The sequence below is a fragment of the Streptomyces malaysiense genome, assembly GCF_000980885.2.
GTDB classification, from domain to species: Bacteria; Actinomycetota; Actinomycetes; order Streptomycetales; family Streptomycetaceae; genus Streptomyces; species Streptomyces malaysiense.
This window is the reverse complement of sequence record NZ_LBDA02000024.1, coordinates 65,409-92,306: the sequence shown is the minus strand read 5'-3', so window position 1 is coordinate 92,306 and position 26,898 is coordinate 65,409. Positions and strand designations below refer to the sequence as shown.

Here is a 26,898-nt window from a genome sequence, read left to right as displayed (position 1 = left end):
CGGGAGTGCCGCACTGCACTCCCGTCGCCCGGGTCCGCCGGGCGGGCCACAGCCCGCGGCGGTGACGCCACGCGGGAGCTGAAGTCGACTCGCGGCGCCCGCAGGTCCGCAGGTCCGCGGGGCAGCGGCGCCGCCGCCCGCTACCGGGCACTTTCTCCCAAGGAGAGCAACGCATGCAGCGTCCGCACATACAGGAAGCCGTGGCCGCGGCCGCACCGGGCGGCGAACGTACCGGCGCGTCGGCCACCTTCGCCGAACTGCTCAAACGGGTCAAGGCCGAGGGTCTCCTCGATCTGAACCCGCGTTACTACGTGGGCAAGCTCGCCCTCAACACCGCCCTGCTGGCCGTCGGGTTCATCGCGTTCTTCGAACTGGGCGACACCTGGTGGCAGCTGCTCACCGCCGTGTGGATGGGCCTGTGCGGCGGCCAGTCGGCCTTCATGTGGCACGACGCCGGCCACAAGGCCATGTTCCGCAGCAAGAAGGCCGCCTCCGCCGTCGGCTACGTGCACGCCAACCTGGTCAACGGGGTCAGCTACGGCTGGTGGGTCAACCACCACAACCGGCACCACTCCAACCCCAACCACCTCGACATGGACCCGGACATCGGCCGGCGTACCGCCATCTTCGACATCAAGCAGTACCCGACCCGCAAGGGCACCCAGAAGTTCGTGGTGCGCTACCAGAGCGTGCTGTTCTTCGTGCTGCTGGTCCTCGAGGGCTTCAAGATGCTGAAGACCGCGGTCATGTCCATCACCGGCGGCAAGACCAAGCGTCCCGTGCTGGAGACCTTCCTCATCCTGCTGCGCGCCGCCGTCTACCTCACCTGCGTCTTCACCGTCCTGTCCCCGGCCCTCGCCGTTGCCTTCATCGTCGTCCAGCACGCCGCCCTGGGCGTGTACTTCGGCATGATCTTCGCCCCGAACCACAAGGGCATGCAGGTCCGTGACGGCGAGGAGGAGAGCCTGGACTGGCTGGAGCGCCAGGTGCTCACCTCCCGCAACATCCGCCCCAGCCTGCTCATCGACTTCCTGTACGGCGGCCTCAACTACCAGGTCGAGCACCATCTGTTCCCGGCCATGCCGCAGAAGAGCCTGCCGCGCGCCCGCGAACTGACCATGGAGTACTGCGCCGAACGCGGCGTGCCGTACCACGAGGTCGGCTTCTGGCGCTCGTACCGCGAGGTCGCCTCCTTCCTCCACGAGGTCAGCGCGCCGGTGCGGCGCGGTGACGTCGACGAGCAGATCCGCCGCCAGGCCGTGGAAGCGGCCTGATCCCCCGACCCCCGTCGATCGATCCCGACCCACCCCCACACCTGGCCCCCGGGCCGCACGCCCGGGTCCGCCGGTGACCCGGGCGGTTCCTTCCCCACCAGCACAGCGAAAGCGTGCGACAGCAGTCTCCAAGGAGCCAGCCCCATGTCCCAGACCACCGCCGCGGCCGGCGGTCTCGCCGCTCCCGCCCCGATCGGCGCCCGCCTGGACCGCATGCCGATCACTCCCCTGCACCGAAGACTCACCGCGGTCATCGGCGTCGGCCTGTTCTTCGACACCTTCGAGAACAACCTCTCCGGCACTATCGGCAAGGTGCTTCAGAGCGACTTCGGCTTCGGTACGACCTCGCTCAAACTCGTCCTGGCCTCCGCGTTCGTCGGCCAGTTCATCGGATCCCTGACGCTCGGCCGGATCGCGGACCGGTTCGGCCGGCGTCGGGCCTTCCTGATCAACCTGGCCATCTACTCGGCCTGTTCGCTGCTCGGAGCCTTCGCGCCCAACGCCGCCTGGCTGATCGTCACCCGCTTCCTCGCCGGTCTCGGCATCGGCGCCGAACAGGCCCTGTCCGACTGCTATCTGGCCGATGTGCTGCCCGCCTCCAAGCGCGGCCGGTTCATCGCCTGGGCCTACACCCTCGCCTTCTGCGGGGTGCCCGCGGTCGGCTTCGCCGCCCTGTGGCTGGTGCCCCTCTCCCCGCTCGGGGTGGCCGGCTGGCGCTGGCTGTTCGTGCTCGGCGCCCTCGGCTCCGCCCTCGTGTGGGGCCTGCGCCGGCAGCTGATCGAGTCCCCGCGCTGGCTCGCCGCCGCCGGCCGCACCGAGGAGGCCGACCGTCTGGTCGCCCGGCTGGAGGCCGAGGCGGCCGGGCAGGGGCTGCCCCTGGCCCCGCCCGCCGCGGGACAGGACACCGGGGCCGCGCGGGAGACCCGGCTGCGCGACATCTTCCGGCCCGGACTGCTGCGCCGCACCCTCGTGCTGTGGGTGTTCTGCGTCCTGTCCGTCGTCGGCTACTACGGCTTCGGCGCCCTCGCCCCGCAGATCGTCGCCGCCAAGGGCTACGGCGTCGTCGCCGGACTCGGCTTCACCGCGCTGTCCTTCCTCGGCTACCCGGTGGGTTCCGCGCTCGTGCTGCCGATCGTGGACCGCGTGGAGCGCCGTACCCTCGTCGCCGTCTCGGCCGCCGCCATGATGGTCGCCGGACTGGGCTTCGCCTACGCCGGGTCGGCGGAACTCATCGTGCTGTGCGGGTTCGCCTACACCCTTTTCAGCAACGTCTTCTCCAGCGTCTCGCACGTGTACCTCTCCGAGCAGTACCCGACCGAGATCCGGGCCACCGCCGCGGGCGCGGCGTACTCGCTGTCCAAACTCAGCGCCGGCGCAATGCCGTTCGCGCTGCTGCCGGTCCTCGACGCGCACGGTCCCGGGGCGCTGTTCGGCGTCATCGCCGCCGCCATGGCCGTACTCGCCGTCACCGTGTTCTTCCTCGGCGAGCGCACCACCGGTGTCTGTCTGAAGTGAACAACCCCTATGGAGGATGGAGTTGAGCATGGCCTACGTCATAGGACTGCCCTGCGTCGACATCAAGGACCGCTCCTGCATCGACGAATGCCCCGTGGACTGCATCTACGAGGGCCGTCGCGCCCTGTACATCCATCCGGAGGAATGCGTGGACTGCGGCGCCTGCGAACCGGTGTGCCCGGTCGACGCCATCTACTTCGCGGACGACCTGCCCGAGGAGTGGGGCGACGACCACGCCGCCTCCAACGCCGACTTCTTCGCCGCCCTCGGCTCACCCGGTGGCGGCAGCGCGGCCGGCCCCCAGGACCATGACTCCCCGCTGGTGAGCGCCCTGCCGAAGAAGGTGTCGGCATGAGCGGCATCCTCGCGGGCAAGCGCGTCCTGGTGACCGGCGTGGTCACCGACGCCTCCATCGCCTTCCACGTGGCGCGGATCGCCCAGCAGGAGGGCGCCGAGGTCCTGCTCACCGGGTTCGGGCGGCTCTCCCTGATCGAACGGTTCGCGGCGAAGCTGCCGAAGCCCGCACCCGTCATCGAGCTGGACGTCACCGACCAGGACCACCTGGACACCCTGGCCGAGCGGGTCGGCGCGCACACCGACGGCCTCGACGGCGTGGTGCACTCCATCGCCTTCGGCCCCCAGGGCGCCTTCGACTTCCTCGACGGCACCTGGGACGACGTCTCGACCGCCGTGCACGTCTCGGCGTACTCGCTGAAGTCCCTGACCACCGCCTGCCTCCCGCTGCTCAAGCGGCGCGGCGGCTCGGTCGTCGGGCTCACCTTCGACGCGGCCGTGGCCTGGCCGCACTACGACTGGATGGGCGTCGCCAAGGCCGCCCTGGAGTCCACCAGCCGCTATCTCGCCCGCGACCTGGGCGAGTTCGGCATCCGCAGCAACCTGGTCGCGGCCGGCCCGCTGCGCTCCATGGCCGCCAGGTCCATCCCCGGCTTCGGTGAACTGGCCGACGTATGGACCACCGGCCGGGCCCCGGCCGGCTGGGACCTCACCGACCCGGAGCCGACCGCCCGCGGGGTCGTCGCCCTGCTGTCGGACTTCTTCCCGCGCACCACCGGCGAGATCGTCCACGTGGACGGCGGGGTGCACATGATGGGCGCCTGACGGCGCGGACACGGGAAGGGGGCGGGTGCCGGTCCGGCACCCGCCCCCTTCCCGTGGTGTCACTCGGTCGCGCCGCCCGGCAGGATCCGCCGGAACCCGGTGTACGGCTGGAGCGCCTTTGGCAGCAGCACCGAACCGTCGTCCTGCACGCCCTGCTCCAGGAGCGCGGCCACCGTCCGCCCGATCGGCAGCGCCGAGCCGTTCAGCGTGGCGGCCGGCGACTTGCGGCCGTCGGCCCGCTTGACCCGGATGTCCGCGCGCCGCGCCTGGAAGGTGCCGCAGTCGGACACCGAGGAGATCTCCCGGAAGGCGTCACCGCCCGGCAGCCACACCTCGATGTCGTACGTCATCCGCGCCGAGAAGCCCATGTCGCCCGCGGGCAGCAGCACCGTGCGGAAGGACAGTTCGAGCAGGCGCAGGCACTCCTCGGCGTGCCCGACCATCAGCTCCAGCTGCTCCTGGGCCGCTTCCGGCGCGCAGATCCGCACCAGCTCCACCTTCTCGAACTGGTGCAGCCGCAGCACGCCCCGGGTGTCACGGCCGTACGCCCCCGCCTCCGCGCGGAAGCAGGGGGTGCGGGCGGTGAAGGCGTAGGGCAGCGCCCGCGCGTCCAGCAGCTCGCCGGAGACCAGGTTGGTCAGCGGCACCTCCGCGGTCGGGATCAGGAACAGCTCCCGCTCGCCGACCTGGGTGCGGAACAGGTCCTCCTCGAACTTGGGGAGCTGCCCGGTACCGGTCATGGTGTCCCGGGAGACCAGGAACGGCACCGACTGCTCGGTGTAGCCGTGCTCGCGGGTGTGCAGATCGAGGAAGAAGTCGGCGAGGGCGCGCTCCAGGCGGGCCCCGGCGCCGTGCGCCACGCTGAACCGGGCGCCGGACAGCTTGGCCGCGGCCGGCGGGTCGAGGATGCCGAGGGCCTCGCCGATCTCCGCGTGGTGCCGGGCGCCCGCCGCCGGACGCGGCGCGGGACCGCCCCGGCGTACCTCCACGGCCTCCTTCTCGGAGTCGCCGTCCGGGACGGCGTCCAGCGGCAGGTTGGGGATGCCCAGCAGCAGCTCGGTCAGGTCCGCCGCGGCGGTGCGGGCGAGGCCCTCCGCCTGCTGCACCTCGGCGCGCAGCGCGCGGGCCGCCTCCTTCTCCGCCTCGCTGGGCGGGCCCGAACGGCGGGCCTTGGCCGTTCTGTTCAGCTCGGTGCGCAGCCGGGTCACCTCGGCGTTGGCCGCCGACCGGGCGCGCAGCGCACCGCCCACGGCGTCCAGGTCGAGGTCGTAGCGGCGGCGGGCCAGGCGGCGCCTGGCGTCCTCGCCGGCCTCGATCAGCTCATTGGGATCGTGCATGGCGGTCTCCTGACGGGGCGGGGGAGAGGTCGGGGGTGGCGGGGGCGGCGGTGTACCGGGTGCCGAGCAGCCGGTAGCGCAGCGGGTGGGCCGTACGCAGCCGGGCCGCGTAGAGGAGCCCGCCGAGCGCGACCAGCGGCAGCAGCCAGGGCAGCGCGGCGATCACCTTCGAGGGGGAGCCGGTGAGCATGTCGAAGTTGCCGACCACCAGCCATACGGAGGTGGCGAGCCCGGCGAAGCCCAGCAGCGGGGCGAGGGTCTCCTTCCACCAGTGCCCGTGCCCGGCGCGCAGCCGCAGCCCGAGCACCGAGAGCGCGGCCAGCGCCTGGAGCGTGACGATGCCGAGGGTGCCGAGGCCGAGCATGCTGGTGGTCAGGTCGGCGTACGGGTCCAGGCCCGCGACCGCGAAGCCGGCCAGCACCAGCGCGGTCAGCACGCTCTGCCAGACGCTCGCCCGGTGCGGGGAGCCGTGCCGGACGTGCTCGGCGGCCAGCGTGCGGGGGAGCAGGCCGTCCTGCGCGAGGACCTGGGCGTAGCGGTTGGCGGCGCTGTGCAGGGCCAGCGTCGCCGCGAACAGGCTGGTGCAGAGCAGGACCTGGAGCATGGTGCTGCCCGCCGTGCCGAGGAAGTCGTCGCCGAGCCCGAAGAACAGGTCGCCCATCTGCTTGCCCGCGACCTCGCGCACACGGTCCGGGCCGATCGCACCCACCGCCAGCCAGCTGGTCAGCGCGTAGAACCCGGCGATCAGCGCGGCGGCCGCGTACGTCGCCCGGGGCACGCTGCGCTCCGGATCGCGCGCCTCCTTGCCGTACAGCGCCGCCGACTCGAACCCGATGAAGGACACGAACGCGAACATCAGCGAGACCCCGACACCGGGGCCCGCCGCGGTGTGCGGGGAGAACGAGGCGGCGGGCAGCGCGTGCACCCCGTGCCGGACGAGGATCGCCACGTCCAGGGCCGCCAGCACCCCGATCTCGCCCAGCATCAGCAGGGCCAGCACCCGGGCGCTCAGCGCGATCTCCCGGTAGCCGAGCACCGCGGTCAGCACCAGCCCGACCGCCGCGCACCACTCCCAGGACACCGTCAGCCCGTGCGCGGCCAGCACGAGTTGGGTGAAGTATCCGAGGGCGCCGGCCAGTCCGATGGTCGCGCAGTTGTACGACAGCAGGGCCAGGTATCCGGAGGCGACCGCCGGGGGCCGGCCGAGCCCGTCGGCGACGGAGGCGTAGAACCCGCCGGACCCCCCGGTGCGCCGGGCGCTGACCGCGTACCCGACCGAGAAGCAGAGCAGCGTCACCCCGGCGAACAGGAACGCGGCCGGCACCCCGGCCCCGTCCCCGAACGCGAACGCGAGCGGGACCGTGCCGACCATCGCGGAGAGCGGGGCCGCGGCGGCGACGATGAGGAACAGGATGTGCGCCGTACCGAGCCGCCCCGACGCGGGCGGCGAACCACTGGTGGACATGGGAACTCCAGATATGGGGAGAGACGGGGACTGTGGGGGGTGACGTAAGGGCAACAGCCGCCCGCGGAGCTCTCCGGCGGACGGCTGTTGGGGAAACGGGGCAGATGCTCAGGCGGGCGCGATCGCCAGCGCCGTGTTCTGCCCCCCGAACCCGAGGGAATTGCTGAGCGCCAGATCGATCGGCATCTCGGTCAGGGTCTGTGCCAGCTTGATCTCCATCCGGGCGTCCGGAATCACCAGATTGGCGGTGGGCGGGATGAGTTCGTGTTCGACGCTGAGCACGGTGAACGCGGCCTCGACCGCCCCGGCCGCGCCCAGCAGGTGCCCGGTGACCCCCTTCGTGGACGTCACCACCGGATCGCCGCGCAGCGTCCGTTGGATCATCCGCGCCTCGGACAGGTCGTTCAGCGGCGTCGACGTACCGTGCGCGTTGACGTGCTGGACGTCGTCGGGGTCGGCCCCCGCGTCGGCGAGCGCCGCGCGGACCGCCGCCTCGATGCCGGCGCCGTCGGGATGCGGCGACGTCATGTGGTGGGCGTCGGCGGTGGCGCCGTACCCGATGATCCGCCCGTGCACGTGCGCACCACGGGCCCGCGCGTCGGCGACGCGCTCCATCACCAGGATCCCGGCCCCCTCGCCGGCCACGAACCCGTCCCGGTCGGCGTCGAAGGGACGGGACGCGGACGCCGGGTCGTCGTGCCGCTTGGACAGCGCGCCCATCTGGGCGAACCCGGCCATGACCAGCGGGGTGATCATGGCTTCGCTGCCGCCGGCCAGCACGATGTCGCAGCGGCCGAGCGCCAGCAGGTCCCGGGCGGTGCCGATGGCCGTCGCGCCGGACGCGCACGCGGTGGCCACCACCAGGTTGGGACCGGTCGCCCCGAACTCGATGGCCGTCTGACCGGCCAGCATGTTCGGCAGCTGCATCGGCAGCAGCAGCGGCGACACCCGGTCCGCGCCCTGCTCGCGCAGCACATGGTGCTGTTCCTCGACCGTGCCCGGCCCGCCGTCGGCGCAACCGAGGACCACGCCCACCCGGGCGCCGTCCCAGGTCTGCGGGTCCAGGCCCGCGTCGGCCACCGCCTCGTGCGCGGCGACCAGCGCGAACTGCACGAACCTGTCGAGCCGGTGGGCCCGGCGCGCGCTCAGCAGACTCTCGGGGTCGAAGTCGGGCACCCGGCAGGAGATCTGTACGGGGTTGTCGGCCAGCACCGGATCGAGGGCCGCGGCCGGCCTGCCGTCGCAGACCGCCGCCCAGCTCGGTCCGACCCCGATCCCGCCGGGGGTGATCAGACCGAGCCCGGTGACGGCGATGTCCATCGCGGCCATCAGACCTTCGCGCTCCGCTCCTCCATCAGCCGGACCATGTCGGCCACGGTCTCGGCTTCCAGGAGGTCGTCGTCGCTGATGTCCAGGTCCAGCTCGGACTTCAGCAGCAGCGACAGCTCCACGACGGCCAGCGAGTCCAGCTCGATGTCCTCCCGGGTGGCCTCGGGGGTGATGGCCTCGGGCGACACCTTGAGCTTGTTGGACAGGATTTCCTTGAGCTGCTCCAGCATGTCGGTTCCTTTCGAAGGTCTTGCCTGACGATCGGTCAGATGGTCTGGAGCTCGGGCCAGACGACGGTGGCCGCGCCCCAGGACAGCCCGCCGCCGAAGGCGGTGAGCAGCACCCGGTTCCCCGCTGCCAGCCGGCCGTCGGCGGTGGCCTCCGCGAGCAGCAGCGGGATCGAGGCGGCGCCGGTGTTGCCGACCCGCGCGATGTTGCTGAGCCGCCGCTCCTCGGGGATGTCGAGCCGGTCCGAGACGGCCCCGAGGATCCGGGCGTTGGCCTGGTGCGCCGCGAACCGGTCGACGTCGCCCAGACGCCAGCCGGCCCGCTCGACGGCCTCGGTGGACGCGCTGGTCATCCGCTCCACCGCGTGCCGGTAGGTGTCCCGGCCGAGCATCCGGAAGTAGTGGTCCTCCGGGACGGCCGGGCGGCCCGAGGAGCGCTGCCGGGAGCCGCCCGCCGGGACCTCGATCAGATGGCTCAGCTCGCCGTCGCTGCCGAGCACCAGCGGTCCGAGCGCGCCGGGTTCGTCCGGCGAGCCGGCCCGCAGCACCACCGCGCCCGCGCCGTCCGCGAAGATCACCGCGGTGGTGCGGTCCTCGGGGTTGATGATCGTGGTGAAGGCGTCGGCGGCGATCAGGAGCACGCTGTCGGCGACCCCGGAGGCGATCAGCCCGGCGGCGGAGGCGAGGCCGTACAGGAATCCGGAGCAGACGGCCGCCACGTCGAAGGCGGGTACCTGGCCGAGCCCGAGCCGCGCGGCCACCTGGGGGGCGGTCGCGGGGCAGGGCTGGTCCGGGGTGGTGGTGGCGAGCACCACCGCGCCGACCTGCTCGTCGCCCGCCGACTTCAGGGCCCTCAGACCCGCCTCCACCGCGAGGTCGCCGGTGGAGGTGCCAGGGGTGATGTAGAACCGCTCGGCGATGCCGGTACGGGTACGGATCCACTCGTCGGAGGTGTCGAGGCGCTGCGAGAGGTCCTCGTTGGTGACGATGTTGGGCGGGACGTACGAGCCGATCCCGGTGACGACCGCCGCCCGCCCGGTACTCATGCGCCGGCCTCCGAGGCGAGGACCTCGACGGGCAGGCCCATGTACTTCATCCGGACCTCGGCCATCTCGTCGGTCCACTGCTCGGCCATGTCGTAGCGCTGGTCGGGAGTGGTGTCGAGCAGCCGGACGCCCGGCCAGACCTCGTAGTCGCCGATCAGGTCGGCGTGCTTGAACATGCCTTCCTGGAACAGCTCCTCGCGGTGGATGACGAACTCGCGGTCCGGCAGCTCGTCCCACAGCCTGACGCCCGAGCGCAGGATCTCCAGGAGCCGGGGGGTGTACTCGGGGTGCTCGACGAGGTGGTCGCGCAGGATGGTGCTGGCCACGGTGAGGTGGCGGATCTCGTCGATGGCGGTGCCGCGGGAGATCTCGCCGGTCGCCGGGGACAGCGGGGTCCACTTGCGCTCGCTGAGCTCGGCGGCGGGGGCGAGGACACCCTCGATGATGATGGCGAACACACCGACGCCGCCGGGGAAGTCGGCCTTGTCGCGGACGATGTCCAGGGTGAAGTCCACCACCGGGTCCAGCACCCGCGCGCGGTAGTCCTGGGTCATCTCCTCGATCTCCCGCAGCAGGGCGCTCTGCGGGATGCCGAGGTCCACCAGGTGCTGGCGGAAGACGCGGGCGTGCCGGGCCTCGTCGATCAGCTGGGTGGCGTAGAACTCCATCTCGGGGACGGCGGGCGCGATGGTCACGTAGTGGCCGAGCAGCCGGGTGGCCAGCTCCTCGGAGAGGGCCCGGAAGCCGAACTCCAGGATCAGCGCCTCGCGCAGCGGGCCGGGCGCCTTCAGGAAGTCGGGGGTGAGGGCGTCCACATGGTGGCCGGTGGCACCCCGGTCACGCAGGGTGCCCTGGGCGACGGAGGTGAACCAGTAGGCGAGGTCGCACTCCTCGGGGCCGAGGGTGAGTTCCTTCGCGCCGTCCAGCAGGCCGGGAGCCTTCTCCCAGTCGGCCTCGGGGGCAACGGGTGCGGTCATGATGCGGCGGTCTCCTTCGCCGGACGCAGGGAACCGGCGAACAGCCCGCCGGTGTAGCTCAGCAGCGGCAGGCCCTCGTCCGCGGTGGCCCGGACGACGTGGCCGAGCAGCAGCTCGCTGTCGCCCGCGGAGTGCGCGGAGTGGAACCGGCAGACGTAGTGGGCGAGGGCGCCCGCGATCAGCGGGGCCTGGGCGTAGCGGTCGGCGGTCCAGGCGAGGCCGGCGAAGGCCGCGCTGCCGTCGGGCCGCGAGCTGTCGGCGAACCGCCGCGCCACGTCCGCCTGTTCGCCGCCGAGCACATTGATCGCGAACCGGCCCTCGACGGCGGCGAGGCGGGCGAAGGACGAGCCCGCCCGCAGCACCACCCCGACCAGCAGCGGTGAGCGCGAGACCAGGGTGACGGTGCTCGCGGTGGTGCCGTGCATCCGTTCCGCCGGGCCCGTGGTGAGCACGGACACCGGGGAGGCCAGGTGGTACAGGGCCCGCCTGCGCTCGGCCGGGTCCTGGCGCACGGCCCGGCGCACCGGGGTCGCGGCGGTGGTCATCGCACGGCCTCCGTCTCGCGGACGACGGGATGCGCGGGGACGTGCCCGACCGGCACCGGGTCCATCTCGTGCCCGACCGGCTTGGGGTGCGGCAGGCCCAGGTCGTCCAGGAGGCGGAGGTATCCCTCCTGGCGCACCGGCTCGAAGGGCAGCGCGAAGGACTTCATGAAGTTGCCGAACAGGCCACGGTCGCCGAAGAGATGGAACGGCAGCACCAGCAGCGCCCACTCCGGCTTGACCAGCCAGCACCACAGCGCGGCGACCGCGCCCTGGGTGATGAGGCTGTGCATGACGTTGTAGAGGACGTAGTACGCCTTGTGGATCGGCTGCCCGCCGCTCTTGCGGAAGGCGATGGCGCCGGGGATGTAGCCGATCAGGTCGATGTAGAGGAACAGCCCGAGCGCCGGCAGCCAGCGGATGTCACCGAAGTGGTAGATGATCATCCCGGTGGTGACGGCGAGGCCCACCAGGTACTCGGCGCGGTGCAGCGAGTAGGTGCGTGGGGTCTCGAAGGGATTCGCCTGGTCCATGGTCAGCTCCTTCGGCCGGTGCTACGCGCCGACCGTGGCGGGCGTGTTCAGCTCGATGCCGCCCCGGATGCGCACGGCCGGGTACAGACCGGTCAGGGCCCAGGCGACCGTCTCCTTGATGACCCGCTCGGCGATCGGGTCGAGGATGCCTTCGAGGCTCGGGATGCCGAAGTCGAAGTCGGCGTCGAAGCGGACGACGACGTCCGCGCCGTTCTGCTTGACCGACCAGACCCCGGTGAAGGAGTCGAAGTCGCCGTCGGACTGCTCGAAGCGGATCTCGCCCGCCTCCGGCAGCACCGTGTCGTCCTCGGTCCAGCGCAGCAGGCCGCTGCGGAAGTGCAGCTCCCAGCTGGAGGAGGGCTTGGGCTCGGGGTACGCGGAGTGCACGGTGGTCGCGTTGACGTGCGGCGCGAGATCCGGGTACTTCTCCCAGCGCCGTACGGCGTGCAGGACCTCCTCGGCCTGCTCCGCGGGAATCAGGGATTCGAGTTCGACGTGCCGCACGATCAGTTACCGCCTTCCGGCATAGTGGCCGCGCCCTTGATGAGGTCTCGGGTGGCCAGGTCGAAGGAGTTGACGAGGTAGTCGAGGTCGGTGTCGCTCAGCACGGCGGGCGGGGTGAACCGGACCACCGAGCTGCCGTTCATGGAGTGGTTGGCGACCACGCCGTGGTTGAACAGCTCGATCAGCAGCTCGCCGGCGAGGCCCGCCTCGACCAGCTCCACGCCGATGAGCAGCCCCTGGCCGCGGACGTCCACGACCAGCTCGGGGATGTTGCGGTGGGCGACCTCCGCGATCCGCGGCAGCAGCCGGGCGCCGAGGTCCATGGAGCGGGTGACCAGGCGCTCCTCCTTGACGGCGCGGACCGCGCCCATCACCGCGGCCATCAGCACCGGCTGTCCGGAGAAGGTGGCGGTGTGGACGTAGGGGTCCTTGTCGAAGGGGCGGAACGCCTTGCGGGTGGCGATGGCCGCGGACACCGGCATCACCCCGCCGCCGAGCGCCTTGCCGGCCAGCAGCACGTCCGGTACGACGCCTTCGAGGTCGGCGCCCCACCACTCGCCGAGCCGCCCGAACCCGGACTGCACCTCGTCGAGGATGAGGAAGCCCTCGTACTCGCGGACCAGTTCCTCGACCCGCTTGAGGTAGCCCTTGGGCGGGATGATCACTCCGCCCTCGCCCTGGACGGGCTCCAGGATCACGCAGACCTCGCCCGGGTGGGCCTTCAGCTCGGCCTCCAGGGCGTCGGCGTCACCGAACGGCAGGTGCTGGAAGTCGGGGATCAGCGGCCGGAACGGTGCCTGGTAGACCTCCTTCGCGGTGGCCGACAGGGCGCCCAGCGTCTTGCCGTGGTAGCCGCCGCGCATCGAGACGGTCCGCTTGAAGCCGCCCGCGCGGGCCAGCTTCAGGCCGGTCTCCACCGCCTCGGCGCCGGACAGCGCGAAGTGCACCCGGTCGAGGCCGGTGGGCAGCACGGACACCAGCGCCTCGGCGGCGCGGGCCACCGTCGGCTCCAGCAGGATGCGGGTCGCGGTGGGGTGGGTGCGCAGCTGGCGCTCCACCTCCTCCATGACGATCGGGTGCCGGGCGCCCATGATGAACACGCCGTAGCCGCCCGCGTTCAGGAAGCGCTCACCGTCACTGGTGGTGAGCCAGGCGCCCTCGGAGGCCACCTCCATGTGGCTGCCGAACAGCTCGGCGAGTGTGGCCCGGCCCTTGCTCAGATGGGCCCGGTAGAGGTTGAGGATCTCGGCCTCGTCGACGACGGGGGCGTGGGGGGAATCGTGCAAGACGGTCACGTGTCACTCACTCCAAGAGAGGGGGACTTCTGGACGCCGGCGATGTGGAGCGCCCCTCGGGGGCGCGGGACTCTGTTCGATCTGCGGCTCCGCCGTGCGGGCGCGATCGGCCGCGTACGGCCTGCGGGTTCCCGGCGGCGCGTGCCTACGCGAGAACCAGTGGCCCGCCGTCGAAGTAGGTGAGCATCGGCTCGGACGCGGCGATCCGGGACGGCGGGTGGAAGGCCAGCGCCCGCGTCGCCGCGGCGGCCTGCGCGGGGGCGGAGTCCGTGATGAACTCCATCCCGCCGAGCAGCTCCAGCGCCCGTGCCACGATGCCCGGCAGCGCGTTCTGCACGGCGTACCGCGCCACCAGCACCCGCGCCACCGACTCCTCGTCGCCCGGCTCGGGACCCGTCGCCCGCGCCACTCCCTCCAGCAGGGCCACCGCCGCCTCCATGTCGACGGCCAGCGCGGCGCGCACGTCGGCGCTGCCCCGCCTGCGGGTCAGCACCTGCTCGACCAGAGCGGCCGCGGCACCCGCGTACCCCGCGGAGATCAGCATCTCGAACCAGACGAACCCGGCGGACTGGAGGTCGTCCAGTCGCGTGGGATCGTCCGCGCCGCCGCGCACCACCATCTCGCTGGGCACGAACACGTCCTCCAGGCGCACCTCGTCGCTCTCGGCGCCGGCCAGCAGGTCGTTGCCCCAGAACCGGTGCACGGACAGGCCCGGCGCGTCGGCCGGGACCAGCGCGAGCGCCAGCTCCGGCTCGCCGCCGTCCTCGCCGTGGATCGCGGTGGACGCGGTCAGCAGGCTCATCGAACGGGAGAGGCTGCACGGCTTCTTGGAGCCGGAGAGCAGGAAGCCGCCCTCCACCGGGCGCGCGGTCACGGCCGGCTTGAGGATGTTCGCGGCGGTACGGCCCTCCGACCAGCCGGAGCCCAGCACCTTCTGGTCGGGCACGATCTGGTGCAGCAGCCGGGTCTGCGCGTCGGTGAGCCGGCCCGCCTTGACGGCGAGCGAGTACAGCATGGCCGCGGTGAAGTGGTGCATGGAGACGGCCGCGACCAGCGAGGGCGAGATCGCGCCGAGGGCCAGCTGCACACGCAGCGCCTCCAGCGGGGCCGCGCCGTGGCCGCCGTAGGTCTCGGGTATCAGCAGGCCCACGCCGCCGTGGATGCGGAACAGGTCGATCACCGGACTGCCGGGTTTCTCCCGCTGCTCGTAAGGGATTTGCTCCAGTTCCTTGAGCAGTCCGGGGTGGAACCGCTCGCACACGGTCCGGGCGACATCGAGGGAACGCACGGGAAAACCTCCGGGGACGGGGTGGGTTCAGGCGCCGAAGACCGCGTCGTACGGGCTGACGTCGCGGGCGATGCTGACTCCCTGGACGTGGGAGGTCTTGAGCATCGGGTAGTTGGCCTCGCCGAACGCGCCGCCGGTGCGGCCGGTGCCACCGTGGCTCGGCAGGTAGGGCAGGAAGCCGATGTGCGAGTCGTTGACCTTCAGCAGGCCGCCGTTGACGGTGCGCCGCACGAACGTCTCGACCACGTGGTCGGAGCGCGACCACAGGGAGTTGCGCAGCCCGTAGTCGTTGCTGTTGACGAACTGAAGGAACGATTCGAGCATGGCGTCGTCATGGTCGCGCTCGGCGACCACGATCGGGACCAGCGGGAAGAAGGTCTCCTCGCGGACCACGTCGTACGTCCGTGCCCGGTCCAGGCCGTCCACCCGCACCACCGTCGGCTGGAGGAAGACGCCCGTCTCCGAGACCGTGCCGTCCACCTCGGTGCGGTTGCCGCCGGTGACCAGCTCGGCACCGTTGTCCAGCGCCTGGCGCAGCAGCCGGAAGAACCGCTCGCTGCGCCGCACCGGCGACAGCAGCACGTCCTCCTCCTCGGGCAGGCCCGGCTTGATGCCCTTGACCTGCTTCTTGACCTCGGCGATCAGCGCCTCGGCGACATCCGGGTGGGCCAGCACGTAGTTGGGCACCATGCAGATCTGCCCGGAGCCGTAGAACGCCTCCGTGATCGCCTCGGCCGCCCACTTCACGTCGGCGTCCTTCCACACCACGATGCCGTCGTTGCCGGCGAGTTCGAGGATCGGCTTCTTGCCGTGGGCGACGCACTGCTGCTCGAAGCGCAGGCCCTCCTGGCTGCCGCCGATGTAGAAGATGTCGTTGATCAGCGGGTCCGCGATCCAGCGGTCCATGGTCTGCTTCGGGTTGGAGCAGACCGCGTTGAGCACGCCGGGCGGGGCGTCGAACTCCTCCAGCAGCGGGGCGACGATGTCACGCAGCAGCCACATGGTGGACAGTGCGATGCTCCGCGGGGCCCGCACCACCACCGCGTTGCCGGCCATCAGCGCCAGCACGCACAGCGCGGCACTCGGCAGCGGGGCGTTCTGCGGCGGGTTGAAGGCGACCACTCCGTCGGGCTGGCGGTGGAGGATCAGCCGGCGGCCGTTGTACTCCTTCTCGACCCGCATCTGCTTGTCGTACCAGCGCAGCGATCCGGGCGAGTAGATCTGGAGCAGGCAGCTCAGCTCCCAGCGAGCGAGCTTGACGGGGTGGGACTCGGCGACCAGCATCCGCAGGAACTCGTCCTCGTGCTTGATCAGTTCCTCGCGGAACCGGGTGCCGAGCTTCATCCGCCGCTCCAGCGGCACCGCCTGCCAGTCGGCGGCGGCCGCGGCGGCGGCCTGGGTGGCGAGGTCGATGGAGGCGTCGTCCGCGATCGCGCAACGCCCCACGACATAGGGGTGCTTGGCCGCCTCGGACTCCGGGTCCTGTTCGAGGGAGCGCTTCAGGCTCACGCTGGTGAACACGTCTTCCAGCAGCGAACGCCCGCTGACGGTGTACACCCAGCCGTCGCCGGCGACGTCCTTGCCCGCGATGTAGAGGTCGTAACTCTTCAATCCGGAAGGTGCCTCAGCACTCTCCTCCTGCGCGGCTTCGCGAAGCATCTTCAGCCTTTCGGATATGGCGTGTGGATTTCTTGAAGCAATGCGAGCGTGACAGCGGAATCTGATCCGGCGCTGACACCCGACTGATCCAGCCAACCCGCCCCGTCCGGGTCGTCAGTGGGGCGTCAGTCGCCGCTGCTTGCATGAGGCGCATGTCACCCGTCGACAGCACCATCCAGCGGCTGCGTGAGCTGCCGCGCAGCGAACTGACCGAGGAAATCGAGACAATCGTCCTCAAGAAATTCAAGGTCGTTCTTCTCATGGACGATTCCGAGGACCTTCCCGTCGACATCTCCTACTTCGACCTCGGGCTGACCTCGCTGCGCCTGACCGAGATACGCCAGAGCCTGGAACAGCTCCTGGATCTGTCGATCAACGTCAATGTGCTCTTCAACGAGCCGACCATCACCCACCTCGTCGACCACCTGACCCAGGCCGTCCAGGAAGCTTGAGGAGTCGTTCCATGCCGCGTACGGAATCAGCGCAGGCCCCCGAGCCGGTAGCGATCGTCGGAATCGGTCTGCGGTTCCCCGGCGGCAGCGGCTCGCCCGACGAGTTCGACGACTTTCTGCGTGAGGGCCGCAGTGGGATCCGCCCCATTCCCACCGACCGCTGGGACGTGGAGGCCTTCACCCCCGAGGGCCCCGACGACAAGGGAAAGATCCGCGCCTCGGGCGGCGGTTTCCTCGACCGCATCGACCTGTTCGACGCGGGCTTCTTCAACATCTCGCCGAAGGAAGCCCGTTACATGGACCCCCAGCAGCGGCTGCTGCTGGAGACGGCCTGGCAGGCGCTGGAGCACGCCGGCATCGACCCGGCTCCGCTGCGCCGCGGCAACGGCGGCGTGTACATCGGCGCCAGCTCCATCGACTACGCGCTGGAGCTGGACTCGCTGCCGTACGAGGAGCTCGACGGCCACCTCGCCTCCGGCATCACCATGTTCCCGCTGTCCGGCCGGCTCTCCTACTTCCTCGGCTGGCGCGGCCCGAGCATGAGCGTGGACACCGCCTGCTCCTCCTCGCTGGTCTCCCTGCACCTGGCCGTGCAGGCGCTGCGCGGCGGCGAGACGGACATCGCGCTGTGCGGCGGCGTCAACGCCCTGCACCACCCGCGCATCCCGGTGATGTTCTCCAACGCGCAGATGCTGTCCCCGGACGGCCGGTGCAAGACCTTCGACGAGGCGGCCGACGGGTACGCGCGCGCCGAGGGCTGCGGCATCGTCGTCCTCAAGCGGCTCTCCGACGCCGAGCGCGACGGCGACCGGGTGCTGGCCCTCGTGCGCGGCACCGCCGTCGGCCAGGACGGCGACAGCGCCGGCCTGACCGTGCCCAACGGGCCCGCCCAGGAGAAGGTCATCCGCAGCGCGCTGAGCGCGGCCCACCTCGCGCCCGGGGACATCAGCTACGTCGAGGCGCACGGCACCGGCACCCCGCTCGGCGACCCCATCGAATTCGGCGCCATCGGCGATGTGTTCGTGGACTCCCACACCAAGGACCGGCCGGTGGTGGTCGGTTCGGTGAAGACGAACCTGGGGCACATGGAGCCGGCCTCGGGCATCGTCGGCGTCATCAAGACGGTGCTCATGCTGCGCTCGGGCACCATCTACCCGCACATCAACCTCGACAACCCCTCCGGGCGCATCCCCTGGGACCTGTACCCGCTGCGGGTGCCCACGGCGTGCGAGCCCTGGAAGGCCGAGGTCAAGCGCGCCGTCGTCAACAGCTTCGGCTTCGCCGGCACGATCGGCGCGGTGGTCCTCGAGGAGGCGCCTTCGCGTCCCGCCGCTCAGGCCGAAGAGGGCGGCGCCGCACCGCTGTTCACCCTCTCCGCCAAGAACGCGGGCGCCCTGCGCGAACTCGCCGCGGACTACCGGGCGTTGCTGGAGGAGCGGCCCGACACCCCGGTCGCCGCGCTCTGCCACAGCGCCAACACGACCCGGGCCCACCACCCGTACCGGATCGCCGCCCCCGTCGCCGACCGCGCCACCCTCGTCAAACTCCTCGACAAGGCCGCCGAGCGCGAGCACGAGGGCCCGACCGGCATCCGCAAGACCGCGTTCATGTTCACCGGCCAGGGCTCCCAGTACGCCGGCATGGGCGCCGCCCTCTACGAGGCGCTCCCCGTCTTCCGCGCGCAGGTCGACGCCTGCGACGAGCTGTTCGCCGCCCACCTCGGCCGCTCGGTGCGCGAGCTGCTGCTCGGCACCGCCGCCGACCCCGAGGCCATCGACCGCACCGAGTACACCCAGCCCGCCCTGTTCACCCTGGAGTACGCGCTCGCCCAGCAGTGGATGGCCTGGGGCGTGAAGCCCAACGTGCTCATCGGGCACAGCATCGGCGAGGTCGTCGCCGCCGCCGTGGCCGGGCTGTTCGACCTCCCGGACGCCGTCAAGCTGGTCGCCGCCCGCGCCCGGCTGATGCAGGCCGTCACCGCCGAGGGCGGCATGGCCGCCGTCAGCGCGCCCCTGGAGGACGTCGCCCCGCTCCTGGAGGGGCACGAGGGCCTGGCCGTCGCCGGGGTCAACGCCCCCGACCAGACGGTGATATCGGGCGCCACCGCGGCCCTGGACGAGGTGAGCGCCGCCCTCGCCGAGCGCGGGGTGCGCGTCGAGCGCCTCAAGGTCTCCCACGCCTTCCACTCGCCGCTGATGGCCGAGGTCTACGACGACTTCCGCGCCGCCCTCGACGGCATCGAGTTCCACGAGCCGAAGATCAGCCTCATCTCCAACGTCACCGGACGGCTCGCCCGCTTCCGCGAGATCGGCAACCCCGGCTACTGGGTCCGGCACATCGGCGAGCCCGTGCGCTTCCTCGACGGCATCCGCGCCGTCGCCAAGCGCGGCCGGCACGCCCTGATCGAGGTCGGACCGCAGGCCGGGCTCACCGCGCTCGCCCGCCGCTCGGTCACCGTCGAGGACCACGTCTGGCTGGCCAGCCTGCGCCGCCGCGACACCACCACCGCGACCACGCTGACCGCGCTCGCCGACTACTACGCGGCCGGGCTCACGGTCGCCTGGGACGGCTACCACGCCGGGCACCCCGCGCCCGCCCGGGTGGACCTGCCGACGTACGCCTTCCAGCGCAAGCGCTACTGGCTGCCCTCCGTCGCCCCGCGCCGCACCGCCGCGAACGGCACCGCCCGCCACCCGCTGCTCGGCACCGAGGAGCGATTCGCCAGCGGGGTACGGGAGTTCACCGCCGAGTTCATGCCCGAGGAGCTGGGCGCGCTCGCCGACCTCGCCGCCGACGACCGCACCGTGCTGCCCGCCGGCGCCTACGTCGACCTGCTGTTCGCGGTACAGGACGCGGTGCAGGGCCACGCCCGCCACGCCGTCCGCGACCTCAGGCTGCTCGCCCCCCTCGAACTGCCCGCCGAGACGGTCACCGCGCTGACCACCCGCTGGCGGCCCCGCCCCGGCGGCGGCGCCGAGGTCGAGGTGTACACGCTGGTCGGCGGCGAGGAGAACCTGCACGCCACCGCCACGGTCGCCGCCGACCCCGAACCGCTCGTCCCCGTCTCGGAGCTGGCCGAGCTGGACGCGGGGCTCGCCCCGGCCGCCCAGCACATCGACGACGAGGACATCTACACCGACCTCGCCTCCGTCGGCCGCCCCCAGGGCCCCCGCATGCGCCTGCTGCTCAAGGCCGCCCGGCACGGCGACGGACTGGTCACCGGCGAACTCACCGGCCGGGACGCCAGTGCCGTCGAGCACGTCCCCGCGGAGCTGCTGGAGGCCGCCGTCCAGGCCCTGGTCGTCCTCGACCCCGAGGGCCCGGTGTTCGTGCCCCGCGAGATCGCCTCCGTACGGCACTTCCGCAAGCCGCGCGGCGAGCAGCTACGCGTCCTCGCCCGGGTCCGCGGCGACCAGGACCGGCGCCTCGCCGACGTGCTGCTGCTGGAGAACGGCGACCCGGTCGCCGAACTCCTCGGGGTGCGCATGGCCCGCCCCGAGGGCCGCGGCGGCCGCCGCCAGTTCCTGCACCGCCCCGAGTGGGTGCGCCGCGCCCTGCCGGCCCGCGGCGGTGTCCCCGCCGCCCGGCACGTCGTCCTCCTCGACCCCTGCGCCGCGCGCGCCGCCGACCTGGCGGCCGAGCCCGGCCTCAAGGTCACCTGGCTGCCCGATCTCACCGACCTCAAGGCCGCCCTGGAGGACCCCACCGTCACCGACGTCTGCCGGCTGTGGCACCAGCGCTCCGGGCCGATGTCCGCCGAGCGGCTGCGCGCCGAGTGCGAGGACAACTACCGCGAACTCCTCACCCTCATCGGGGCGCTGGAGACCGCGAACCGTCCGCCCAGGCTGTGGCTGGTCACCGAGGGCGCCCAGTGGCTGCCCGGCGACCCGGCCGGCGACGGCGGCCACCTGGGAGCCGCCACCCTGTGGGGCTTCGGCCGGGTGCTGCTCACCGAGTACGCCCAGTACCGGGCCACCCTGGTCGACCTCGCCCCCGGCAGCGGCCTCGCCCCGCTGGCCGAGGAGTGGCGGACCGAACCGGCCGGCGAGTACCAGGTCGCCCACCGCCCCGGCCGCCGCTACGTGCGCCGGCTGCTCGCCGGTGACGCCAGCCTCACCTGGACCGGCGGCTTCGAGCTGCGCGCCCCCGACTCCGGCGACCTGTCCGACATGGTGCTCGCGCCGGTCACCGACCGGGCCCCGGGGGCGGACGAGGTCCAGGTCCGGGTGAGCGCCGTCGGCCTGACCGCCGAGGACGCCCGCGTCGCCCTGGACACCGGGCGCGCCGAACGCGCCGAGGAGACGGGCGAGGCCGAACTCCCGCCGCTGCTCGGCCGGCTGGCCCGCGGCTCCGTCCTGGCGGCCGCCGCCGGGACCGGGTTCGCGCCGGGCGACGAGGTCCTCGTACGCCACGACGGCACCTTCCGCGCCACGCTCACCGTGCCCGCGGTCGCCGTGGTGCCGGCCGCCGCCGACGACGGCTCCGGCCTGCGCTTCGGCCTGGAGGAGACCGGCGAGGCCCTGCGCACCGCCCTCTCCGACCCGGCCGGACCCGCCTGGGTGACCCTGCCCGGGGACCTGGAGGAGCGGCCCGAGCCGGCCGACGAGGGGCCCGCCGGACTGCGCGCCGACCGCACCTACCTGGTCACCGGTGGCCTCGGCGGCCTCGGCCTGGTCACCGCCCGCAAGCTGGCCGCGCTCGGCGCCCGCCACCTCACCCTGGTCAGCCGCAGCGGCAAGGCCACCGAGGAGGCCGCGCCGGTCCTCGCCGACCTCGCGGCCGACGCCGAGATCGACGTCGTACGCGCCGACGTCTCCCGGCCGGGGGACGTCGAGCGGCTGGTCCGGCACCTCGCGGCGGGCTCGCGTCCGCTCGGCGGGATCGTGCACGCCGCCGGTTCCTACGACAAGAAGCTGATCTCCGAGCTGACCTGGGAGTCCATCGACGCCCAGCTCGCCGCGAAGGCGTACGGCGGCTGGCTGCTGCACGAGGCCGCCGAGAGTTCCTTCCCGGAGCTGGAGTTCTTCGTCACCTACTCCTCCATCGCCTCCGTCCTCGGCGGCGCCACCCAGGGCCACTACGCCGCCGCCAGCGCCGGGCTCGACGCGCTCGCCGAATGGCGTGGCCGGCGCGGGGTGCCGGGCCTGTCGGTCAACTGGGGCGCCTGGGCCCGGGTCGGCATGTCCGCCCGCCTGGAGGAGCACCTCAGCCAGGAGATCGAACGCAGCGGCGTCCGCTTCTTCTCCCCGACCCGCGCCCTGGACACCCTGGCCCGGCTCTGGGGCCGGCCCCGCACCCAGCGGATCGTCGGCGAGTTCGACTGGGACCGCTACGTCTCCGGCAGCGTCAACGGCGACCTCTTCTACGACCGGCTCGCCCGCCAGGGCGGCGGTGAGGGCACCGGACCCGACCTCACCGCCCTCACCGCGCTCCCCGCCGCCGAACGGCTCGCCGCCGTCACCGGGGTGGTGAGCGAGAAGGTCGGCGCCGTCCTGCACCTGGAGGAGGGCGACGAGCTGGACCTGAACAGCGAGTTCGTGTCGCTGGGCCTGGACTCCCTGATGGCCCAGCAGGTCAAGGCCGCACTGGAGCAGTCGTTCCGGCTGCCCCTGCCGGCCTCCCTCACCCACGACCACCCCACGGTCCGCGCGCTCGCCCAGTTCGTGGACGGGCTGCTCGCCCCGGCGCCGGTGGCGTGACGGCCGGAACAGTTCGACAGAGACGGCACATCACCATGAGCGACATACCGAGAGAGCGCTGGACGCTCCACCACTCCGCCCGTGCCCACGCCGGCACCCGCCCCGACCACCCGGCGATCATCTGCGAGGGGCACGTCACCACCTACGACAAGCTGCACCGCGACAGCAACCGCGCCGCGCACGCCCTGCGCACCAGCGGGGTACGGCACGACGACCGGGTCGCCTACCTCGGCCGCGAGTCGGCGAACTACTACCTCGTGATGATCGCCTGCGCCAAGGCGGGCGCCGTCCTGGTGCCGGTCAACTGGCGGCTCACCCCGAACGAGGTCGACCACATCCTGCGCGACTCCGGAGCCACGCTGATCTTCGTGGACGACGAGTTCTGGGACACCGTGGCCGCCGTACGGCCCCAACTGCGCGGCCTGCGCAAGGTGATCCGGGTCGACGGCACCGACGCCGACGGCGAACCCGCCCGCGGCGCCGGGCTGCTCGCCTGGGCCGCCGACCAGCCGGAGACCGACCTGGCACCCGGCACCGGCCCGGACGACGCCGTCATCCAGATCTACACCAGCGGCACCACCGGGCTGCCCAAGGGCGCCATCCTCGCCCACCGCAGCTTCTTCACCCTGCCGCACGCCAGCCGCGAGCGGGGCGTGGACTGGATCGACTGGCTGCCCGAGGACGTCGCCCTGATCTCCCTGCCGGGCTTCGGCGTCGCCGGCATCGGCTGGTTCCTGCACACCTTCAACGCCGGCGGCACCAATGTGATCATGCCGCAGTTCGACCCGCAGGAGGCCGTCCGCCTGATCCGCGAGCACGGCGTCACCACCACCTTCGCCGCGCCCGCGATGCTCCAGGCGATGGCGGCCGAACGCGGCGCCGGGCCCGAGGCGTTCACCTCGCTGCGCAAGATCGCCTACGGCGCGGCGCCCATGTCCGAGACGCTGCTCAAACAGTGCCTGGAGACCTACCGCTGCGAGTTCGCGCAGATCTACGCCAGCACCGAGACCGGCAGCGTCGCGGTCTGTCTGCCGCCCGGCGACCACCACGCGGGCAGCACCCGGCTCATCTCGGTCGGCCTGCCCTGCCCCGGCAACGAGATCAAGGTGGTCGGTCCCGACGGCGAGAGCGTGCCGCCCGGCACCATCGGCCAGATCTGCGTGCGCGCCCCCTCCCGGATGCTCGGCTACTGGAACCTGCCCGAGGCCACCGCCCGCACCCTGGTGGGGGAGTGGCTGCACATGGGCGACGCCGGATTCCTCGACGAGGACGGCTATCTCCACCTGTGCGACCGCATCAACGACACGATCATCGTGGCCGGGCAGAACATCTACCCGGCCGAGGTCGAGAAGGCCCTCGCCGCGCACCCGGCGGTCGCCGACGTGGCCGTGGTCGGGCTGCACGACGACCGCTGGGGCGAGAGCGTGCACGCGGTGGTCGTGCTGCGCCCCGGTGCCAAGGCGACCCCCCGCGAACTCCTGCTGTCCCTGCGCGGCCGGATCGCCGACTACAAGATCCCCGGCACCTACCACTTCGCCGACTCCATGCCCCGCAACCCCTCGGGCAAGATCCTGCGGCGCGCGGTGCGCGAGCGGCTGGCGGCGGAGACCAGGGCCGCTGCCGGGAGTGCCGTATGACCACGTTCCCCGACGTCCCCGCGGAGAGTGACACGCCCATGAGTACCGAACCGCTGCGGATCGGCATCCTGCTGCCCACCCGCGAGCAGGCCATCAACGGCACCTACGCGGCCGCCCCGTTGCTGGACTTCGCCCGCCGGGCCGAGGCCCTCGGCTTCGACTCGCTGTGGGCCGGCGACTCCCTGACCGCCCGCCCCCGCCTCGACCCCCTGGTCGTGCTGTCGGCCGCCGCCGCCGCGACGCGGCGCATCACCGTCGGCACCGCCGCCCTCACCCCCGCCCTGCGCCACCCCCTCATCGGCGCCAACATGATCGCGAGCCTCAGCCATGTGGCCGCCGACCGGCTGATCCTGGGCCTGGGCTCGGGCTTCCCGATGGCCGAGACCGAGGCGGAGTTCGAGTCCGTCGGCGCCTCCTTCCAGGGCCGCGTCGGCCGCCTGGACGAGATCACCGCGCTGTGGCGCACCGCCTGGCGGGCCGGCGAGGACGGCGAACCCAGCGAGTTCGAGGGCAGGTTCTGGCAGGCCGAGAACCTGGACCGGCTGCCCTCGCCCGCCGTGCCCGGCGGCCCGCCGCTGTGGCTGGCCGGCAGCGACACCCCCAAGGTGCTCGCCCGCGCCGCCACCCGCTACGACGGCTGGCTCCCCTTCCTCCCCGACGTCGACGCCTACGGCCGCGCCGCCGCCCGGCTCGGCGAACTCGCCACCGAGGCGGGCCGCACCGTGGTTCCCGGGCTGTACGCCACGGTCACCGTGAACAGCGACGAGGCCGCCGCCGAGGCCGAGCTGGAGCACTACATCAGCCACTACTACGGCCGCTCCCTGGAGCAGATGAGCAGCATCCAGGCGTACGCCTGGGGCAGTGCCGAGAAGTGCGCCGAATGGCTCGCCGGATACGTCCGGGCCGGCGCCCGGCACCTGGTGATCCGCATCGGATCCCTCGACCCGGAGCCCCAGTTGAAGGAGATCGCCGAGGTGCTGCTGCCCGCGGTACGCGCCCTCGGTTCCGCACCCACCGTAGGGAGTACGCAGTCGTGACCACCGCCATCGGCACCATCGGCAGCCAGATGTCCAGCGAGGGACACTGGTTCCACCCCGTGGAGCCCTCGCCCGACGCCTCCATCCGGCTGTTCCTGCTGCCCCACGCGGGCAGCGGCGCCATCATCTACCGCGACTGGGAACGCCTGCTGCCGCCGGACATCTCCCCGCAGGCCGTCACCCTCCCCGGCCGGCACAACCGCCGCGAGGAGGAGACCTACGAGAACTTCTGGCCGCTGCTCGAAGCCCTGCACGAGGCGGTCCTCAACGACCTCGACGACCGTCCGTTCGCGTTCTTCGGCCACTGCCTCGGGGCCCAGCTGGCCTTCCGGCTCGCCATTCGCATGGAGGAGGAGGGCGGCCCGGTCCCCGCGATGGTCGGCATGTCCGGCTGGTCGCCCGTCGGCTTCTTCAAGCCGACCGAGGAGCAGAGCCGGATGCCGGAACCCGAACTCGTCGAGTGGATCAAGAAGCTGGGCTCCTTCCCGGCCGAGGTCTACGACAACCCCGAGATGCTCGCCCTGGTCGTGCCCGCCCTGCGCTCCGACCTGCGGGTCGCCGGGGACTACGACGACGACGGCGCCGGCGTCAGCTGCCCGCTCGCCTCCTACGGCGGCCGCAGCGACCCGCTCCAGGAGGCCCCGGACGCCATGACCCACTGGGCCGGGCGCACCCCGTCGTACCTGGGACACAACGAGTACGAGGGCGGCCACTTCTACATCGACACCCACGCCCAGGCCGTCACCGCCCACTTCGCACACCGGCTCCAGCGGACCGTGGCCACCGCCGTGAGCTGACCGGGGGAAACGGCGCGCGTCAGCGCCGTGTCAGCGGGTCGCGAGAAGGTGACAGGCGGCCCGCCGACACGGCGCTCGTCGGTCTCTCCCCGACGTACTGCCGAGGCCACCCATCCGAGAGAGAAGCAGCAGCATGAGATTCGACAAAGACCTCTTCATCGCGTCGGCCGGGTCATGGATACCGGACACGACCACCGTGGCACAGGCCGCCGCCGAGGGCCTGGTCGACGAGGAGCACCGCGACCTCGGCTTCGAGAACATCGCCGTCTCCGACGAACTCTCCGGCCCCGAGATGGCCGTACGCGCGGGCCGCCTGGCCGTCGAGCGCTCCGGCGTCGCGCCCGCCGACGTCGGTCTCGTCCTGCACTCCTCCGGCAGCTACCAGGGCCACGACATGTGGCCCGCCGCGTCCTACGTCGCGGGGGAGACCGTCGGCCCCGGCGTCCCCGGCTTCGACCTCCAGCAGCGCTGCAACGCCGCCGTCGGCTCCCTCGGCCTGGCCGCCGGCTACATCACCTCCGGCCTCGCCACCGAGGTGCTGCTCACCACCGGCGACCGGTTCGCCGCGCCCTGGGTGGACCGCTGGAACGTCCAGATGAACCTCATCTTCGCGGACGGCGGCAGCGCCCTGCTGCTGTCCGGGCGCACCGGCTTCGCCCGGGTGGTCGCCGCCGCCCTGGGCGCCGACAACTCGCTGGAGCGCTGGAACCGCGGCCTCGAACCCTTCGCCCTCCAGCCCGGCCCCGAGGTACGGCTGATCGAACGCGGCAAGCAGCACGCGGCCACCCCGGAGGCCCAGGGCTCCTGGGAGCGCTACGAGGCCGCCCTGATGTCCACCACCGGGCGCGTAATGGCCGAGGCGGGTGTGTCGACCGAGGACATCACCCGCGTCGTCACCCCGCACGTCCACCGCAACAAGACCCCCGAGAACTTCGACCTGCTGGGCTTCACGGAGAAGCAGAGCACCTGGGAGGTCGGCCGCAAGTACGGGCATGTCGGCCCCGGCGACCAGTTCCTCGGCATCGAACACCTCGTCCTGGAACGCGCCGTCGGACCGGGCGACCTCGTCCTCGTCGTCGCGGCCGGCGCGGGCTTCAGCTTCTCCGCAGCCGTACTGGAGATCCTGCACACCCCGTCCTGGTGACGGGAGGGGCGGCTCCCCAGTC

The 26,898-nt window shown here is 72.3% G+C and carries 22 protein-coding genes; 10 read left to right on the top strand and 12 right to left on the bottom strand.

Annotated elements, in window-relative coordinates; genetic code table 11:
* Window positions 1-173: 173 nt before the first annotated feature.
* The 4 genes from VT52_RS11665 to fabI all read left to right on the top strand — a co-directional run bounded on the left by VT52_RS11665 (window position 174) and on the right by fabI (window position 3,908).
* Window positions 174-1,274, top strand: coding sequence for a fatty acid desaturase family protein (locus tag VT52_RS11665; RefSeq protein WP_046422011.1), 1,101 nt, complete (start codon window positions 174-176; stop codon window positions 1,272-1,274).
* Between the two features lie 144 nt (window positions 1,275-1,418).
* Entirely contained in the window at window positions 1,419-2,789 is a 1,371-nt protein-coding gene (locus tag VT52_RS11660) for an MFS transporter (RefSeq protein ID WP_046422010.1), read from the top strand.
* Between the two features lie 28 nt (window positions 2,790-2,817).
* Window positions 2,818-3,144: a ferredoxin gene (gene fdxA / locus VT52_RS11655; protein WP_046422009.1), complete on the top strand. Its 327-nt coding sequence runs from the start codon at window positions 2,818-2,820 to the stop codon at window positions 3,142-3,144.
* Window positions 3,141-3,908, top strand: a complete 768-nt coding sequence (gene fabI / locus VT52_RS11650; protein WP_046422008.1) for an enoyl-ACP reductase FabI — start codon at window positions 3,141-3,143, stop codon at window positions 3,906-3,908. The genes fdxA and fabI overlap by 4 nt, the downstream gene beginning before the upstream one ends.
* A 59-nt stretch (window positions 3,909-3,967) precedes the next feature.
* Here fabI and serS read toward each other — a convergent pair whose 3' ends face one another.
* The 12 genes from serS to VT52_RS11590 all read right to left on the bottom strand — a co-directional run bounded on the left by serS (window position 3,968) and on the right by VT52_RS11590 (window position 16,110).
* The gene (gene serS, locus VT52_RS11645; protein ID WP_046422007.1) at window positions 3,968-5,245 is read right to left on the bottom strand and encodes a serine--tRNA ligase; all 1,278 of its coding nucleotides are present in this window, start codon (window positions 5,243-5,245) and stop codon (window positions 3,968-3,970) included.
* A complete protein-coding gene (locus tag VT52_RS11640) occupies window positions 5,229-6,710 on the bottom strand; it encodes an APC family permease (RefSeq protein WP_046422006.1) in 1,482 nt (493 codons plus the stop codon). The genes serS and VT52_RS11640 overlap by 17 nt, the downstream gene beginning before the upstream one ends.
* Window positions 6,711-6,818: 108 nt before the next feature.
* Complete coding sequence (locus VT52_RS11635) at window positions 6,819-8,039, bottom strand: beta-ketoacyl-[acyl-carrier-protein] synthase family protein (RefSeq protein WP_046422005.1); 1,221 nt, start codon at window positions 8,037-8,039, stop codon at window positions 6,819-6,821.
* A complete protein-coding gene (locus VT52_RS11630) occupies window positions 8,039-8,269 on the bottom strand; it encodes a phosphopantetheine-binding protein (RefSeq protein ID WP_046422004.1) in 231 nt (76 codons plus the stop codon). Before VT52_RS11630 ends, VT52_RS11635 begins: the two co-directional genes overlap by 1 nt.
* 35 nt (window positions 8,270-8,304) lie before the next feature.
* Window positions 8,305-9,312 carry a beta-ketoacyl-ACP synthase III gene (locus VT52_RS11625; RefSeq protein WP_046422003.1) on the bottom strand — a complete coding sequence of 336 codons (1,008 nt, stop codon included), beginning with the start codon at window positions 9,310-9,312 and terminating at the stop codon, window positions 8,305-8,307.
* Window positions 9,309-10,289, bottom strand: coding sequence for a ferritin family protein (locus VT52_RS11620; RefSeq protein WP_046422002.1), 981 nt, complete (start codon window positions 10,287-10,289; stop codon window positions 9,309-9,311). Before VT52_RS11620 ends, VT52_RS11625 begins: the two co-directional genes overlap by 4 nt.
* Window positions 10,286-10,834, bottom strand: a complete 549-nt coding sequence (locus VT52_RS11615) for a flavin reductase family protein (RefSeq protein ID WP_046422000.1) — start codon at window positions 10,832-10,834, stop codon at window positions 10,286-10,288. The genes VT52_RS11620 and VT52_RS11615 overlap by 4 nt, the downstream gene beginning before the upstream one ends.
* Complete coding sequence (locus tag VT52_RS11610; RefSeq protein WP_046421999.1) at window positions 10,831-11,364, bottom strand: hypothetical protein; 534 nt, start codon at window positions 11,362-11,364, stop codon at window positions 10,831-10,833. The genes VT52_RS11615 and VT52_RS11610 overlap by 4 nt, the downstream gene beginning before the upstream one ends.
* 21 nt (window positions 11,365-11,385) lie before the next feature.
* Window positions 11,386-11,868, bottom strand: coding sequence for a type II toxin-antitoxin system RatA family toxin (locus tag VT52_RS11605; protein WP_046421998.1), 483 nt, complete (start codon window positions 11,866-11,868; stop codon window positions 11,386-11,388).
* 2 nt (window positions 11,869-11,870) lie between these two features.
* Complete coding sequence (locus VT52_RS11600) at window positions 11,871-13,163, bottom strand: aspartate aminotransferase family protein (protein WP_046421997.1); 1,293 nt, start codon at window positions 13,161-13,163, stop codon at window positions 11,871-11,873.
* A 145-nt stretch (window positions 13,164-13,308) separates the two neighbouring features.
* Window positions 13,309-14,451 (bottom strand): acyl-CoA dehydrogenase family protein, encoded by a 1,143-nt coding sequence (locus tag VT52_RS11595; RefSeq protein ID WP_046421996.1) that lies wholly within the window; start codon window positions 14,449-14,451, stop codon window positions 13,309-13,311.
* A 27-nt stretch (window positions 14,452-14,478) separates the two neighbouring features.
* Complete coding sequence (locus tag VT52_RS11590; protein WP_046421995.1) at window positions 14,479-16,110, bottom strand: aldehyde dehydrogenase family protein; 1,632 nt, start codon at window positions 16,108-16,110, stop codon at window positions 14,479-14,481.
* Between the two features lie 143 nt (window positions 16,111-16,253).
* On the opposite strand from VT52_RS11590, the gene VT52_RS11585 reads away from it, so the two are divergent.
* The 6 genes from VT52_RS11585 to VT52_RS11560 all read left to right on the top strand — a co-directional run bounded on the left by VT52_RS11585 (window position 16,254) and on the right by VT52_RS11560 (window position 26,876).
* On the top strand, window positions 16,254-16,562 hold the full coding sequence (locus VT52_RS11585; RefSeq protein WP_240509719.1) for an acyl carrier protein: 309 nt from the start codon (window positions 16,254-16,256) through the stop codon (window positions 16,560-16,562).
* Window positions 16,563-16,573: 11 nt separating this feature from the next.
* Entirely contained in the window at window positions 16,574-22,261 is a 5,688-nt protein-coding gene (locus VT52_RS11580) for a type I polyketide synthase (RefSeq protein ID WP_046421993.1), read from the top strand.
* Between the two features lie 35 nt (window positions 22,262-22,296).
* Window positions 22,297-23,898 (top strand): fatty acid--CoA ligase, encoded by a 1,602-nt coding sequence (locus VT52_RS11575; protein WP_046421992.1) that lies wholly within the window; start codon window positions 22,297-22,299, stop codon window positions 23,896-23,898.
* A 38-nt stretch (window positions 23,899-23,936) separates the two neighbouring features.
* Complete coding sequence (locus VT52_RS11570) at window positions 23,937-24,935, top strand: LLM class flavin-dependent oxidoreductase (protein ID WP_107481310.1); 999 nt, start codon at window positions 23,937-23,939, stop codon at window positions 24,933-24,935.
* A gap of 29 nt (window positions 24,936-24,964) precedes the next feature.
* Window positions 24,965-25,732 carry a thioesterase II family protein gene (locus tag VT52_RS11565; protein WP_046422065.1) on the top strand — a complete coding sequence of 256 codons (768 nt, stop codon included), beginning with the start codon at window positions 24,965-24,967 and terminating at the stop codon, window positions 25,730-25,732.
* A 133-nt stretch (window positions 25,733-25,865) separates the two neighbouring features.
* The gene (locus VT52_RS11560) at window positions 25,866-26,876 is read left to right on the top strand and encodes a ketoacyl-ACP synthase III family protein (protein WP_046421990.1); all 1,011 of its coding nucleotides are present in this window, start codon (window positions 25,866-25,868) and stop codon (window positions 26,874-26,876) included.
* The last annotated feature ends 22 nt before the right edge of the window (window positions 26,877-26,898 follow it).

What these genes read in the sequence shown, in the direction of transcription:
- VT52_RS11665 (WP_046422011.1), top strand. Translation starts at nt 174, where the DNA reads ATGCAGCGTCCGCACATACAGGAAGCCGTGGCCGCGGCCGCACCGGGC.
- VT52_RS11660 (WP_046422010.1), top strand. Translation starts at nt 1,419, where the DNA reads ATGTCCCAGACCACCGCCGCGGCCGGCGGTCTCGCCGCTCCCGCCCCG.
- fdxA (WP_046422009.1), top strand. Translation starts at nt 2,818, where the DNA reads ATGGCCTACGTCATAGGACTGCCCTGCGTCGACATCAAGGACCGCTCC.
- fabI (WP_046422008.1), top strand. Translation starts at nt 3,141, where the DNA reads ATGAGCGGCATCCTCGCGGGCAAGCGCGTCCTGGTGACCGGCGTGGTC.
- serS (WP_046422007.1), bottom strand. Translation starts at nt 5,245, where the DNA reads ATGCACGATCCCAATGAGCTGATCGAGGCCGGCGAGGACGCCAGGCGC.
- VT52_RS11640 (WP_046422006.1), bottom strand. Translation starts at nt 6,710, where the DNA reads ATGTCCACCAGTGGTTCGCCGCCCGCGTCGGGGCGGCTCGGTACGGCG.
- VT52_RS11635 (WP_046422005.1), bottom strand. Translation starts at nt 8,039, where the DNA reads ATGGCCGCGATGGACATCGCCGTCACCGGGCTCGGTCTGATCACCCCC.
- VT52_RS11630 (WP_046422004.1), bottom strand. Translation starts at nt 8,269, where the DNA reads ATGCTGGAGCAGCTCAAGGAAATCCTGTCCAACAAGCTCAAGGTGTCG.
- VT52_RS11625 (WP_046422003.1), bottom strand. Translation starts at nt 9,312, where the DNA reads ATGAGTACCGGGCGGGCGGCGGTCGTCACCGGGATCGGCTCGTACGTC.
- VT52_RS11620 (WP_046422002.1), bottom strand. Translation starts at nt 10,289, where the DNA reads ATGACCGCACCCGTTGCCCCCGAGGCCGACTGGGAGAAGGCTCCCGGC.
- VT52_RS11615 (WP_046422000.1), bottom strand. Translation starts at nt 10,834, where the DNA reads ATGACCACCGCCGCGACCCCGGTGCGCCGGGCCGTGCGCCAGGACCCG.
- VT52_RS11610 (WP_046421999.1), bottom strand. Translation starts at nt 11,364, where the DNA reads ATGGACCAGGCGAATCCCTTCGAGACCCCACGCACCTACTCGCTGCAC.
- VT52_RS11590 (WP_046421995.1), bottom strand. Translation starts at nt 16,110, where the DNA reads ATGCTTCGCGAAGCCGCGCAGGAGGAGAGTGCTGAGGCACCTTCCGGA.
- VT52_RS11585 (WP_240509719.1), top strand. Translation starts at nt 16,254, where the DNA reads ATGAGGCGCATGTCACCCGTCGACAGCACCATCCAGCGGCTGCGTGAG.
- VT52_RS11580 (WP_046421993.1), top strand. Translation starts at nt 16,574, where the DNA reads ATGCCGCGTACGGAATCAGCGCAGGCCCCCGAGCCGGTAGCGATCGTC.
- VT52_RS11575 (WP_046421992.1), top strand. Translation starts at nt 22,297, where the DNA reads ATGAGCGACATACCGAGAGAGCGCTGGACGCTCCACCACTCCGCCCGT.
- VT52_RS11570 (WP_107481310.1), top strand. Translation starts at nt 23,937, where the DNA reads ATGAGTACCGAACCGCTGCGGATCGGCATCCTGCTGCCCACCCGCGAG.
- VT52_RS11565 (WP_046422065.1), top strand. Translation starts at nt 24,965, where the DNA reads ATGTCCAGCGAGGGACACTGGTTCCACCCCGTGGAGCCCTCGCCCGAC.
- VT52_RS11560 (WP_046421990.1), top strand. Translation starts at nt 25,866, where the DNA reads ATGAGATTCGACAAAGACCTCTTCATCGCGTCGGCCGGGTCATGGATA.